This window comes from Hydrogenophaga sp. ZJX-1 (assembly GCF_048590325.1).
Taxonomy (GTDB): Bacteria; Pseudomonadota; Gammaproteobacteria; order Burkholderiales; family Burkholderiaceae_C; genus Hydrogenophaga.
The window spans coordinates 73,792-87,152 of the sequence record NZ_JBMBRA010000004.1; the positions used below are offsets into that span (position 1 = coordinate 73,792).

Here is a 13,361-nt window from a genome sequence, read left to right on the forward strand (position 1 = left end):
GCGACCGGTGAAGTCCAAAGCGCTCGTTTTTTGAACATGGGGAAGGATTGACCGCCGCAGGTCGCCCAATTCGGGTTTTTGACCGGAAAGACCGCCCGTAGACTCAAGTCCAGCCACGCTGGGTTCGATACAGGACACAGCCAGTCCACCGACCCCACTCACCGAGCCCAGCCATGCGAACCAACCTCCCCGTCACACACAACGAGTTCGTCGTACCCGACGGGGTCACACTGGTCTCGACCACCGACCTGCAAAGCCGCATCACCTACTGCAACCCGAACTTCGTGGCGGTCAGCGGCTACAGCCGTGAGGAACTGATCGGACAGCCGCACAACCTGGTTCGCCACCCGGACATGCCGTCCGAAGCCTTTCGCGACATGTGGGCCACGCTGCAGAGCGGCTCACCCTGGTCCGCACTGGTGAAGAACCGGCGCAAGAACGGCGACCACTACTGGGTCATGGCCAACGCCACACCCATTGTTCAAAACGGCCAGACCGTGGGCTACATGTCGGTGCGCACCAAGCCCACCCGCGAACAGGTCCAAGGCGCTGAAACCCTGTACCAGCGCATGCGCACCGAGGCCGAAAGCGGCCACCCCGGTGTCGCGCTGCACCGCGCCCGCGTGGTGCGCACCGGTTGGCGCGGCACCGTGCAGCGCTGGACCCGCCCGACCCTGGGCCGCAAGATGGGCGCGATCACGATCACGCTGGCGTTTCTTGTGCAAGCCATTGAAAGCGCCACCGAAGGCCTGCCCGACGCCGTGCACTACGCGGCGTTTGGCGCCACCGCCCTGCTGGCCCTCGCGGCCGCCGCCTTCATGCGCCGCCTGATGGTGCGACCGGTGGAGGATGCGGTGAACTTTGCCAACCAGATGGCCGCGGGCGACCTGTCGGCCCGTTTCCAGGGCCAGACCTCCGGCGAACTGGGCGACCTGGCGCGCGCCCTGAACCAGCTCAACGTCAACCTGCAGGCCGTGGTCACCGACGTGCGCCACGAAGTGGAAGGCGTGCAGGTCGCGTCCAGCGAAATCGCCAGCGGCAACCACGACCTCTCCGCGCGTACCGAAGCGCAGGCCAGCAGCCTCGAAGAAACCGCCGCCTCGATGGAGCAGCTCACCAGCACGGTGGAGCAGAGCGCCAGTTCGGCACGCGAAGCCGCACTGCTGGCCTCCCGCGCCACCGAGGTCGCCCGCGAGGGCAACGACGCCATGGGCGCGGTGGTCTCGACCATGGACCAGATCAGCCGCTCGTCCAGCCGCATCGGCGAGATCATCCAGGTGATCGAAGGCATTTCCTTCCAGACCAACATCCTGGCGCTCAACGCCGCGGTCGAAGCCGCGCGCGCTGGCGAACAGGGTCGCGGCTTCGCGGTGGTGGCGGCCGAGGTGCGCAGCCTGGCCCAGCGCACCTCGACCGCGGCCAAAGAGATCAAGCTGCTGATCGACGAGTCGGCCAGTCAGGTGTCGCAAGGCGGCCAGCTGGTGCACAACGCTGGCAAGACCATGAGCAACGTGGTCGGCGCGGTGCAGCAGGTCAACGGCCTGATCGCCGAGATCACCGGCGCCTCGCAGGAACAGTCCATGGGCCTGTCGCAGATCAACCAGGCGGTGGTGCAGCTCGACAACGTGACGCAACAGAACTCGGCCATGGTCGAGGAGCTGGCCGCCGCGGCCAGTTCGCTGCAGGGCCAGGCCCAGGTGATGCACGAGGCGGTGCAGATCTTCCGTCTGAGCGACCAGCGCAGCCCCGGACACGGGTGAGCGCCGCCACCGGCGCGCAGCAGCTGCGTGCTAAGGTAACGCCATGTCCAAAAACATCCGCTACACCCTGCTGTCGCTGCGCGATCTGGCGGTCTCCATCGGCCCGTTTGCGCTGCTCACGCTGGCGCTGCTGTCGCTCACCTACTGGTGGCTCGACCCCAATCCGCCGAAGCGCGTGGTGCTCGCCACCGGCCCGGCACAGAGCGCCTACGACGAGTTCGGCAAACGCTACGCCACCGCGCTCGCGCGCTACGGTATCACCGTCGAACTGCTGCCCTCGGAGGGTTCCTCGGCCAACCTCGAACTGCTGCGCGCGGGCAAGGCCGACATCGGCTTCGTGCAGGGCGGCAGCGCCGACATCGGCTACGACGACGAAGAATCCATCGTCTCGCTGGGCAGCCTGTTCGTCGAACCGCTGTGGCTGTTCTACCGCGAAGACGCCGCGCAACGCCTGAAGAAGTCGCCCTCGATCACCAACCTGAGCGAACTTCAGGGCGGGCGCGTGAATGTGGGCACACCCGGCAGCGGTGTGCCCCGGCTGTTCAACACCCTGCTCGACGTCAACCGGATCGACCACGGTGCCATGCGGCTCAGCGAGCTCGAACAGACCCCCGCCACCGTGGCCTTCCTGGACGGCGAACTCGATGCCCTGGTGTTCGCCTCGGCCCCCGAGTCGCTCATGGTGCAGATGCTGCTGCAGTCGCCGGGTGTGCGCCTGCTCGACTTTGCGCAGAGCGAGGCCTACTCGCGCCGCTTTGCCTACCTCACGCCGGTGGTCATGCCCCAGGGCGTGGTGGATCTCTCGGCCAACGTGCCGGCGCAGGACGTGCGGCTGGTGGCCTCCACCACCAGCCTGCTGGCCGGTGCCAAGACCCACCCTGCCATCCTGCAGCTGTTTGCCCAGACCGCGACAGACCTGCATGGCAGTGGCGGCTGGTTCAGCCGGGCGCGCGAATACCCGAGTCTGGAGCACAGCGAAGTGCCTCTGTCACCGGAAGCCGTGCGCGCGATCCGCAACGGCCCGCCGTTTCTGCAGCGCTACCTGCCGTTCTGGCTCGCCAACCTGGTCGAGCGCATGTGGCTGGCCATGGGCCTGATCCTGGCGCTGGCCCTGCCGCTCTCGCGCATCGTGCCGCCGCTCTACGCGTTCCGTATCCGCTCACGCGTGTTCCGCTGGTACGGGCAATTGCGCACCATCGAACAGCGCAGCCAGGACAACGACGATCCAGTGCCGCTGTCGGAGCTGCTCGAACAGCTCGACACGCTGGAAAACAAGGTGGAACAGGTGGTGGTTCCGCTGTCCTACACCGATGAGCTCTACGCCCTGCGCAACAACATCGCGCTGGTGCGGCAGAAGCTGCTGCAACGCACCTGAAGCGACCTGCTCAGCCCTTGCCGGAGTTGAGCAGCGCCTGGCGCGCGACCGCATCCAGCGCTTCGTCCACCACGCCGTGATCCGCCACCACATGCAGACGGCCCAGCTCCTGCAGCCGTTCCAGCCCGCGTTTCGTGAGCGAAATTGAACGCCCGTTGGGGGCTGTGAACAGGAACATGGTGCCGTATGGACTGGCCCAGCTCAGCTGGCAGCGCAACGTCTGATCCTGCTCCATCAGGTCTACCCAGCACCCCACGGTGAGCGATCCGCCAGACAAGCCAGGTTCTCCCCGGGTCAACTCATCGCGCATCGTCACCGGCTGGGTGTCCAGGAACGCCGGCTGGGTGTCGATCGCCAGGTCTTCCATGAACCCGGTGTCGCGCGCCTCTTCCGGCTGCATCCACATCTCATACCCGTCCGGGTCCTGCTGACTCGGCGAGTCATCCTGCGGCTGCGACCCGTTGCGCTGGGTCTTGTAGGCCGCTTCATGCAGGCCCATCAGGGTTCCGAAAAAACTCTCCGCCTGCGGGCGCGGATAGTCGATCGCGTCCAGCCCTTCGCGCAAGGTGCGCAGCAGGCCAGGAATGACCTTGATCAGCCGCGGCCGGTTGAGGCTGGCCAGGGCGAGCTGGCTGGACCACAGCAGATCGGGCAGCACGCTCATGTAGCGGTGCGCCGCTGCGTCCGCCGGCAAAGCCTCACCCTGTTCGGCCGAATCCAGGCGGGCCTGCGCCACCACCTGGGCCCAGGGCCCGGTCAGAAAGCGCCGCACCACACCGGGCGCACGCGCGAAATCGTTGCGCGCCTGGAACTCGATGGCCACCCGCTCGGCCAGCAGATGGCGCTGCTCCACGCGCACCAGCGTCTTCATCGCCAGACCCCGCTTGGGCGCCTGGCGGCTGGCGATGGCGGCGTCGGCCTCGGTGAAGCGCTGCAACAGCACGGGCATCAACTCCGGCAGGCTCTGCGTCGGCGCCTGCAGGGCCATCACGGTTTCGTGCACGCGCTGCGCGTAGGCCATGAACCCGCGATCCTGCTCGCTGGTGAACGCCAGACTCTGCGTGGTGATGGCGTCGAGCAGGCGCCGCGCGGGGTTGTGCCGGTCGGCAAAAAACCGCGGATCGGTGCGTGCCAGCTGCAGCAAGGCGGGCTTGAGGCGCTGCACCATGTCGCGCACCGGTTGCAGCAAGCGCTGGTCTTCGGCAATGCGCCGCAGCATCAGCGTGACCACCTCGGCCGCGAGCGTGCGCACCATGGCGTTGCCCGAGCCCGACGTGCCCTGGTCGGTGACCGCACCGCCGCTCTGCTCCAGGTTGCCCACCAGCAGCTGGTGCAGGTGGTCCAGCGTGAGCAGCGCATCGCTGCCGAGCATGGAGGTCGCGGGCACGCTGTCCGATCGCTCCGCCGAAGGCGCTGCAGACGCTGCGGGTCGGGCCTTGGCGGCATGCACCACCACGTAGCCTGCGGGCTGCACGCCCATGCCGTCGAGCAACAGGGTCAGTGTTCGGTAAAACTGCTGCAGCTCGTTGCCCAACGTCACGGCACCGGCGTGCAACCAGCGCGCGCGAACGGCTTCGTCAACATGCAGGCCCGACAGCGCTTTCATGAGCGCCCCCACCACCGCCTCGGGCCGCAGCGGGTTGGTTTCGATGCGCACCACGTCGTACCCTTGAGCACGACACAGGCGGGCATTGAAGGCGACCAGTTCCTCGTCGGCGGCCATCTTGACGACCTGCTGCACGCGTGCGAGCTCCACGGTCTCCTGCACCTGCTGGTGGTCCATCAGCTCCAGATCGTCAAAGCTCAACGACCGGAGGCTGCGCGCCGGGCCGGCATTCCCCTGGGGCGCTGTCGAACCCTGCACCACCTCGGCGATCTCGGCAATGAAGCGGCTGGCCAGCAGATCACGGTAGCCGACCAGCGCGGTACGCGCCTGGGAAAACACCTGTTTTTCATTCAGGTTGCCCGCCGACGTTTCGCGCTGGTGCAGCGTCTCCAGCAGCTTGCCCAACCAGCGTGGCACCCAGCCACGCGACAGCACAAGCGCCTCGCTCAGACAGACATCAAAAGGGGAATCAGCACTTGCGCTCATGGCAATGGGTGGATGTGTCGCCAGAAAAGAAAGTATTCACTTGTCCGGATTATGGGCAGGCCCCTCACCCCCAAAGCCCGAAAGTAACCAAAAAAACTGCGCAGTTCATGGTTTTGAAAGCACGGCTTGCCAGCCGGCCGAGCCCAGTTCGCGCAGGGTCGCGATGTTGCGCTCCACGATCTTCTCGGCGTCACCCGCGTCGGAAGCCACCGCACGCTCCACACTCTCCTCGCGCAACAGATGCAGCATCGGGTAGGGCGCGCGGTTGGTCGCGTTGCTGATGTCGTCGGGCTCGACGCCCTCGAACTGGAACTGCGGGTGGAAGTTCGCCACCTGGATAACCCCCTCCATCTCGTGCTCGGTCACGACGTCGTCCACCACGTTCATGAAATCGTTGAAGACGAAAAAGTCCGGGAACAGCGTGGGGTGCACCAGCAGCGTGGTGTCGACCTCTTCGGCCGGCGTGTTCACCAGCAGGTCCAGCTCGTGGTCCAGTTCGTCGAGGAACGCGTCAAGGTGCCGTGCATGGCTCACCACGATGCGCACCTGGTTCTTCACATAGACCGAACGCGCAAACGGACACAGGTTGAGCCCGATCACCGCCTTCTCGATCCAGTGGCGGGTGTCGGCAAGGATGGTGGCGTCGTCGGGCGTGTTCATGGGTCGGTGCGGTGTTGGGCGGTTCGGCTGGCAAAGTGCGCCATGGTAAACGTTGGGGGTGGTCGATTCCAGACTGGTACAGGGCGTTACACCACCGACCGGAGAGGCTGTGCGGTCAACGCGAAGCGGTCCCCGGCCCGGCAGTGCCCGCAAGCGGTCAGGCACCTGCCCGCTGGCGGCGCCGGCAAAGGGCTGTGAGCGGTTCAGGGTTCATCGATGTAGCCGCGCTCGGCCGCCAGCGCCTGATTCTCGAAAATGGCCATGGCGGTGCGCATGCGCCGAAAGCCGAACTTCTTGTAGAACGGCTCCTTGCCGGGGACGGCATAGAGAATGATCTTCTTGTGGCCGGCGGACAAGGCCAGCAGTTTGGCGACGATTGCCTTGCCCAGACCTGTGCCTTGATGGCTGGGCATGACCGCCACGTCGCAGATGTAGGAGCAGTCCGTGCCGTCGGCCAGTGCCCTGCCAACGCCCACAAGAACACCGTTTTCACGAACGAAGCACCTGAACATGCTGTGGGTGAAAGCCATCTGCAGGGTTGCCGGCAGCTTGTTCCCGAGCGGGGCAGCACGGTAGAGCGCCGCGAGCTCGCTCCAGTCGACGTTCTCAATGGAATCGGACCATACCAGCTTCATGTGTGCTCCCTGTGAAATCTTCACGTTCAGAATGTGTCGCACCGGTGCGCGGCGGAAGGTGCCAGCAGCGACGTTGTTGATGCCGGTTTGACCCCCCGTTTGGTTGAAAAATGGACGCCCCATTGAAAAAGAAAAAGCCCACCGGTCACCGATGGGCTTTTGGTACTGTGAACGGGCTCCCGCACCAATCGGCGCAACCCGGTCGCTGAACCGCCTTATTTCAGCGCCTTGTAGCGGAACCGGTGCGGACGGGCGCCCTCTTCGCCCAGGCGCTTCTTCTTGTCGGCTTCGTACTCCTGGTAGTTGCCGTTGAAGAACACCCACTGGCTGTCGCCCTCGGCGGCCAGGATGTGGGTCGCAATGCGGTCGAGGAACCAGCGATCGTGGCTGATGACCAGCGCGCAACCGGCGAATTCGAGCAGCGCGTCTTCCAGGGCACGCAGGGTTTCCACGTCCAGGTCGTTCGAGGGTTCGTCCAGCAGCAGCACGTTGCCGCCTTCGGCCAGGGTCTTGGCCAGGTGCAGACGGCCGCGTTCACCACCCGACAGGCTGCCGACGCGTTTCTGCTGGTCGCCGCCCGAGAAGTTGAAACGGCCGCAATACGCACGGCTGGGCATCTGGAACTTGCCGACCGTGATCATGTCCAGGCCACCCGAGATGTCTTCCCACACGGTCTTTTCGTTCGCCAGGTCGTCGCGGCTCTGGTCCACCACGGCCATCTTCACGGTCTGGCCGATCTTGACCTCGCCGCTGTCGGGCTGCTCCTTGCCCGAGATCAGCTTGAACAGCGTGGACTTGCCGGCGCCGTTGGGGCCGATGATGCCGACGATGGCGCCGGCCGGGATCTGGAAGCTCAGGTTGTCGATCAGCAGGCGGTCGCCAAAGCTCTTGCTGACGTTCTTGAACTCGATCACCTCGTTGCCCAGGCGCTCGGCCACGGGAATGAAGATCTCGTTGGTTTCGTTGCGCTTCTGGTAGTCGACGTCGCTCAGCTCTTCAAAGCGCGCCAGACGCGCCTTGCTCTTGGCCTGGCGGCCCTTGGGGTTCTGACGCACCCACTCCAGCTCCTTCTTCATGGCCTTGGTGCGCGCGTCTTCGGTGCGCTGCTCCTGCTCCAGGCGGGCTTCTTTCTGCTCCAGCCAGGTGGAGTAGTTGCCCTTGTAGGGAATGCCGTGGCCACGGTCGAGTTCGAGAATCCACTCGGCCGCGTTGTCCAGGAAGTAGCGATCGTGGGTGATGGCGACCACGGTGCCCGGGAAGCGCTTCAGGAACTGCTCCAGCCACTCGACCGACTCGGCGTCCAGGTGGTTGGTGGGTTCGTCGAGCAGCAGCATGTCGGGCTTGGACAACAGCATGCAGCACAGGGCCACACGGCGTTTTTCACCGCCGGAGAGCAGGCCGATCTTGGCGTCCCAAGGCGGCAGGCGCAGCGCGTCGGCGGCGATTTCGAGCTGGTGTTCGCTGTCGGTGCCGGCGGTGGAAATGATGGCTTCGAGCTGGGCCTGTTCGGCCGCCAGGGCATCGAAGTCGGCATCTTCTTCGGCGTAGGCCGCGTACACCTCTTCCAGGCGCTTCTGCGCAGCACGCACGCCGCTCATGCTGGCCTCGACCGCTTCGCGCACGTTCTGCTCGGGGTCGAGCTTGGGTTCCTGGGGCAGGTAGCCGATGCGGATGCCCGGCATCGGGATGGCTTCGCCCTCGATTTCCTTGTCGATGCCGGCCATGATCTTGAGCAGCGTCGATTTGCCCGAGCCGTTGGTGCCGAGCACGCCGATCTTCGCGCCGGGAAAGAAGGACAGCGAGATGTCCTTGAGAATCTGACGCTTGGGCGGCACGATCTTGCCGACCTTGTTCATGGAAAAGACGTATTGAGCCATTGCTGTCCTGTCGCTGGAGACGGTCTGAGAAAAGTCTTTGATTATCGCCGGCCCGTCAACTTGCATCCAGATCGTCGGGCAAGGGCTTGTCGACCAGCTCCTGCACCGACGCGGGCAGCACACCCGCACCCAGCCAGGTCGGCAGGGGTTCGGGCAAATCCCAGCGGGCCTGCCTGAGCACCATCACCAACCCCTGTAACCACAGGTGGGTGCCTTTGCGGCTCATGCGCAGGACCATCGGGCCCGTTTCGGTGTCGAACGCCATCACGACCGACTGGCTGTTTGTGCGCGTGGTGATCCGGGTGCAGAGGCGCTCCTGGGCACCGCTCCGCTCACCGGGCAACACACGACCCGAGCGGATCTGCGCCGGGCGCTGGCCGGGCGCGACTTCGTTCAGAGACAGATCGTGCTCGATGGCCGCCCGGGTTGCCGCCGTCGCCCCACCCTGCTCGCCCGGCGTGGCCGCCTCGAAGGCCTTGAGCACCGGCCCCAGGATGTTGGCGACCATGCGCCGCGTGAGCCAGACCATGGCGTCCTGTTCGTGCACACGCATCCAGATGCGGTCCTGGGTGGCACTGTAGCCAAAGGTGGTGGTGGTCAATGAAAGATGTCCGGTCAAGGGATGCTGGGGATGCGACGGGCGTGCGGATCCTGTTTCAGGCCAGGTCGTCCGGATCGTGGACGTTGCGCAGGGCCTGCTGGGCCACGGCATCCAGCGCACCCTCGACCACCCCGCCCCGCGAGACGATCCTCAGCGCATCGGTCCCGAGCAGGCGGTCCAGCGTGCGGCGGGTCATGGAGTGCGCCAGGCCGCTGGCGGAGATGAACATGAACAGGCTGCCGCGCGGGCTGGTCCAGGTGAGCTGGGCCCGCACCCATTGGCCCTGGGTCAACAGGTCGACCCAGGCGCCGGTGGACAAGCCGGATTCGGACGGCTGCGCGGTGTCCTGCTCTTCGGGTTGCGGTGTCCCGGCGACAAAGCCGGCATCGGCCGCCTCACTGTCCGCCATCCAGAACGATTCCGCCGCTTCGGCCGGAACGCTTTCCGTGGTGGGCGCCAAGGTGGGTGCGGTCAACACGGGCAGGACCGGGCTTTCAAAAGCCTGTTCATGCAGGGCGACCAGGGCATCAAAAAACTGCCCCATGCGCTCGTCCGGGTACTCGATGCGCTGCAGGCCCTGCCGCAATTGCCCGAGCAGCCGGGGCACCAGCTTCAGCAGGCGCTCGGCGTCCCGGCGGATCAGCGCCGGCTGCGCACTCCAGATCAGATCGTCGGCCACGCCGTCCATGACGGCCGCCTCATCGCCCTGGGCAGGGGAGACCAGCTGCGATTCGGCCTGGGCCTGGGCCCAGGGGCCACACAGAAACCGCTGCACGAACTCCGGCACCTCTTTGCCCTGCACGCGGTGCTGGAAGTCGGTGGCCAGTCGCTCGGCCAGCATCTGTCGCTGCTCGGCATGCAGCAGGGCCCGGGTCGCCTCCTCGCGCAGCCGGTTCTTGCGCATGTCGTCTTCTTCCCAGCGCCGGCGCAGGCGCTTGAGCAGCCGCGCAAAAACTTCTTCGGAGGCCTGCACCCGGTTGATGGACCGGACCGCCGCCGTGATGGAGCGCAGCAGGTCGGAGAAGCCTTCTTCGTTCGGGCTCAGGTACCCCAGGCTGCGCTGCGTGATGCTTTCCAGCAGCAGCCGGGCGGGGTGCTGCCGCTCGCTGAAAAAGCGCGGGTCGGCGAGGGCGAGCTGGATCAGCGCCGGTTCGAGCAGCCCGATCTGCTGGCGGATGACGGGCAGGAGGCGCTCGTCCCGGGTGAGGTTCTCCAGCATGAGCCGCACCACCTCCTGCCCCAGCAGGCGGCCCAGGTTGTGCCCGGACACGACCGGGAGCTCGGCCAGCGGAGACCGCACCGCGGGTGCGCTGATCCGCTGTCGCAGGCGCTGTATCAGCGGCTCGATCAGGTCCATGTCTTCCAGCGCGTTCATGGACAGCGGCATGGTGTGGATGAAGCCTTCGCCCGCGTCCTGCGAACTGAAATCGCCGGCCAGCAGCTGCCTCAGGTGCCCCAGAGTGAGCAGCGTTCGACCGACCGCGTTGCGGGGCGTCTTGTCCTGCAGCAGCGTTTGGGGACTTTCCAGCGGCTCGACGCCGTGCGCGTGCAGCCACTGGATCAGCTCGCGGTACACCTGCCGCAGGCTCTCGCCCAGGATGCCGGCCACGGGGACGAACAGGGCGCTGCGCTGCGCCGGATCGGGCACATGCACCAGCAGGACCGCCCGCAAGGCGCGCGCGTAGGCGGCCGGCCGCAGGGGGTTGAGATCGGGCTGCACCGTGAGCCAGCCCATGAGACTGCTCATCAAGGCATTCAATCTGGGCAGCAGGTCCGCCGCGGCCCGCGAGAGCTCCTGCTCGACCATCGCGAACTCGATGCTGGCGTCGATGTGCCGGTCGTCCAGCTGGCGCAGGTCGTCAAACCGGACGGTCAACTGGCTTTCGTTTTCGTGCCCGCCACCCTCGAAAAACTGGCGGCGCAACTCGCGGTCCCAGGTCGCCTTGAGGGCGTCCGAATGAACGACCAGCTGCTCCACCTGATCGGGGTCGATGGCGGCCAGCTCCTGCGGCAGGTTCGTCAGCCGCCCCGGGTCGGTCACCAGTGACAGGTGTGCCAGCACCTCGTCGATCATCGAGTCGGAGACCGACAGGGCCGCCTCCAGACCATGCTGGAGGGAGGGCCGCAACTTGCCGGTGTCGTTGGCCACGCCGGAGCGGATCAGCTTTTGGGTGTTCATTCGCGTTCAAGGTCCATGAATCGACTCGCCCGGATGGTGGGTTCACCGGGCGCTTGCGCACGGCGTGGGCCAGCGCACCATTATGAAATCGGCGGTCGCCGGGTGCGGCGACGGTCCTTCCCAGCGCCCATTCTGCAAGACATGCGACAATACGCGGGTTGCGCTGCATCAGTGGCTCGCAACACCAGCAGCCTGCTGGAGGTTCAGCGTCTCGCCCTGTCGAGCCCGCCGGCCCACCTTGTTGACCCTGTCTGCCTTCAACTGAACGGACGCTTAGGCGCCCGACCAGGCAGATGTCCCCAGCGCCCTGGACGGGCGCCTCACCTTAATGAACTTCGAAGAACTGAACCTGGCCCCGGCCATTGTCCAAGCTGTGCGCGAGCACGGTTACGAAACCCCCACCCCCATCCAGGCCGAGGCGATCCCCGCCGTGCTGGCCGGGCGCGATCTGCTCGGTGGTGCCCAGACCGGCACCGGCAAGACCGCCGCCTTCACCCTGCCCATGCTGCACCGGCTGAGCATCGGCGAGCGCGCCAAGAGCAAATTCGGCGGCATCGCGATCCGCGCCCTGGTGCTCACGCCCACCCGCGAACTGGCCGCCCAGGTCGAAGAGTCGGTGCGCACCTACGGCAAACACCTCTCGCTGACCTCCACCGTGATCTTCGGCGGCGTCGGCATGAACCCGCAGATCAACGCCATGAAACGTGGCGTGGACATCCTGGTGGCCACGCCCGGCCGCCTGCTCGACCTGCAGCAACAGGGTTTCCTGGACCTCTCCGGCGTGCAGATGCTGGTGCTGGACGAAGCCGACCGCATGCTCGACATGGGCTTCATCCACGACGTGAAGAAGATCCTGGCCCTGGTGCCCAAGGACAAGCAGAGTCTGCTGTTCTCGGCCACCTTCAGCGACGAAATCCGTGACCTCGCCAACAACCTGCTGAAAGACCCGCTGAGCATCCAGGTGACGCCGCGCAACACCACGGTGCAGCGCATCACGCAGGTGATCCACCCCGTGGGCCGCGGCAAGAAAAAGCAACTCCTGGTTCACATCATCAACCAGCACAACTGGAGCCAGGTGCTGGTGTTCACGCGCACCAAGTTCGGCGCCAACAACGTGGCCGAGTTCCTGACGAAAAACGGCATTCAGGCGATGGCGCTGCACGGCAACAAGAGCCAGGGTGCCCGCACCCAGGCGCTGGCCGGCTTCAAGAGCGGTGACATCCGCGCCCTGGTGGCGACAGACATCGCGGCCCGCGGCATCGACATCGACGAGCTGCCGCACGTGGTGAACTACGAGATCCCGAACGTCAGCGAAGACTACGTGCACCGCATCGGCCGCACCGGCCGCGCGGGCAAGAGCGGCGAAGCCGTCAACCTCGTGAGCCTGGACGAAGAAGGCTTCATGATGGACATCGAGCGCTTCACCAAGCAGCAGATTCCGGTGCAGATCTTCCAGGAGTTCATGCCCGAGCCGGGTGAGAAGGCCGAGCCCATCGCCATGGGCCGCCAGACCATCTGGGGTGGTGCCGGCAAGCCGCCGAGCCGTGACGTGATGGCCGCTGCCGCCAAGGCCGCGCGCACCGAGATGCTGCAGCGCGTGCGCGAAAAGAAAGCCGACGCACCGCAAGGTGCCCGTGGCAACGGTGGTGGCCAGCGCCAGCGTCCGGCGGCGCAAGGTGACGGTCAGCCGCGTGGCGAAGGCGCCCGCGACGGTCAACGCGCCGACGGCCGCCGTGCCGGTCCCGGCCGCAACGGCCCGGCCAACGGCCCCCGCAACGGCCCGCCGCGCAACGGTGGCAACGCACCGCGCAATGCCGAGCGCGCCGACCGTGGTCCTCGTGAGGACCGTGGACCGCGCGAAGACCGCGGTGACGGCAGCGAGCGCCAGCCCGGCCCGAACGCCCACCTGGGCAGCCTGCGCATCCGCGAGCCGCGCGCACGCGCCGCAGCACCGGGTGGTCAACCCGATCCGCTGCGCACCAGCATCGACTCCATCGGTGGACGTGGTCGCGGCAACGGTGGCGGCAATGGCAACCGCGGTGGCCGAGGCGGCCCGGGTCGTGGCGATGGTCCACGCGGTGGTGGCCCGGCCGATCCGCTGCGCACGAGCTTCGGTCGCATCCGCTGATCACAAACATCAGCCCCCGGCCCTGAACCTCTCGTTCAGGGCCCCATCACAGCG

9 protein-coding genes are annotated in these 13,361 nt (G+C 66.3%); 3 read left to right on the top strand and 6 right to left on the bottom strand.

The window, feature by feature from the left end; translation table 11 throughout:
* Positions 1–173: 173 nt before the first annotated feature.
* Together ACN5W5_RS12335 and ACN5W5_RS12340 are read left to right on the top strand one after the other, a co-directional pair.
* The gene (locus ACN5W5_RS12335; RefSeq protein ID WP_420048804.1) at positions 174–1,760 is read left to right on the top strand and encodes a methyl-accepting chemotaxis protein; all 1,587 of its coding nucleotides are present in this window, start codon (positions 174–176) and stop codon (positions 1,758–1,760) included.
* A 43-nt stretch (positions 1,761–1,803) separates the two neighbouring features.
* Positions 1,804–3,135, top strand: coding sequence for a TAXI family TRAP transporter solute-binding subunit (locus ACN5W5_RS12340; RefSeq protein ID WP_420048805.1), 1,332 nt, complete (start codon positions 1,804–1,806; stop codon positions 3,133–3,135).
* A 10-nt stretch (positions 3,136–3,145) separates the two neighbouring features.
* Here the strand turns inward: ACN5W5_RS12340 and ACN5W5_RS12345 are convergent, their stop codons facing one another.
* The 6 genes from ACN5W5_RS12345 to ACN5W5_RS12370 form a co-directional block, all read right to left on the bottom strand.
* Positions 3,146–5,227, bottom strand: coding sequence for a DUF1631 family protein (locus tag ACN5W5_RS12345; RefSeq protein ID WP_420048806.1), 2,082 nt, complete (start codon positions 5,225–5,227; stop codon positions 3,146–3,148).
* Between the two features lie 105 nt (positions 5,228–5,332).
* Positions 5,333–5,887: a DUF1415 domain-containing protein gene (locus ACN5W5_RS12350; RefSeq protein ID WP_420048807.1), complete on the bottom strand. Its 555-nt coding sequence runs from the start codon at positions 5,885–5,887 to the stop codon at positions 5,333–5,335.
* Positions 5,888–6,090: 203 nt separating this feature from the next.
* Complete coding sequence (locus tag ACN5W5_RS12355) at positions 6,091–6,522, bottom strand: GNAT family N-acetyltransferase (RefSeq protein WP_420048808.1); 432 nt, start codon at positions 6,520–6,522, stop codon at positions 6,091–6,093.
* A gap of 215 nt (positions 6,523–6,737) precedes the next feature.
* Positions 6,738–8,399 carry an energy-dependent translational throttle protein EttA gene (gene ettA, locus ACN5W5_RS12360; protein ID WP_420048809.1) on the bottom strand — a complete coding sequence of 554 codons (1,662 nt, stop codon included), beginning with the start codon at positions 8,397–8,399 and terminating at the stop codon, positions 6,738–6,740.
* Between the two features lie 55 nt (positions 8,400–8,454).
* Entirely contained in the window at positions 8,455–9,000 is a 546-nt protein-coding gene (locus ACN5W5_RS12365) for a hypothetical protein (protein ID WP_420048810.1), read from the bottom strand.
* A 55-nt stretch (positions 9,001–9,055) separates the two neighbouring features.
* Positions 9,056–11,179 carry a DUF1631 family protein gene (locus ACN5W5_RS12370; protein WP_420048811.1) on the bottom strand — a complete coding sequence of 708 codons (2,124 nt, stop codon included), beginning with the start codon at positions 11,177–11,179 and terminating at the stop codon, positions 9,056–9,058.
* Between the two features lie 328 nt (positions 11,180–11,507).
* On the opposite strand from ACN5W5_RS12370, the gene ACN5W5_RS12375 reads away from it, so the two are divergent.
* Positions 11,508–13,307: a DEAD/DEAH box helicase gene (locus ACN5W5_RS12375; protein WP_420048812.1), complete on the top strand. Its 1,800-nt coding sequence runs from the start codon at positions 11,508–11,510 to the stop codon at positions 13,305–13,307.
* Positions 13,308–13,361: the final 54 nt, after the last annotated feature.

Bases quoted from the DNA above. Each gene is read 5' to 3' on its own strand.
- ACN5W5_RS12335 (WP_420048804.1), top strand. From the start codon at position 174: ATGCGAACCAACCTCCCCGTCACACACAACGAGTTCGTCGTACCCGAC.
- ACN5W5_RS12340 (WP_420048805.1), top strand. From the start codon at position 1,804: ATGTCCAAAAACATCCGCTACACCCTGCTGTCGCTGCGCGATCTGGCG.
- ACN5W5_RS12345 (WP_420048806.1), bottom strand. From the start codon at position 5,227: ATGAGCGCAAGTGCTGATTCCCCTTTTGATGTCTGTCTGAGCGAGGCG.
- ACN5W5_RS12350 (WP_420048807.1), bottom strand. From the start codon at position 5,887: ATGAACACGCCCGACGACGCCACCATCCTTGCCGACACCCGCCACTGG.
- ACN5W5_RS12355 (WP_420048808.1), bottom strand. From the start codon at position 6,522: ATGAAGCTGGTATGGTCCGATTCCATTGAGAACGTCGACTGGAGCGAG.
- ettA (WP_420048809.1), bottom strand. From the start codon at position 8,399: ATGGCTCAATACGTCTTTTCCATGAACAAGGTCGGCAAGATCGTGCCG.
- ACN5W5_RS12370 (WP_420048811.1), bottom strand. From the start codon at position 11,179: ATGAACACCCAAAAGCTGATCCGCTCCGGCGTGGCCAACGACACCGGC.
- ACN5W5_RS12375 (WP_420048812.1), top strand. From the start codon at position 11,508: ATGAACTTCGAAGAACTGAACCTGGCCCCGGCCATTGTCCAAGCTGTG.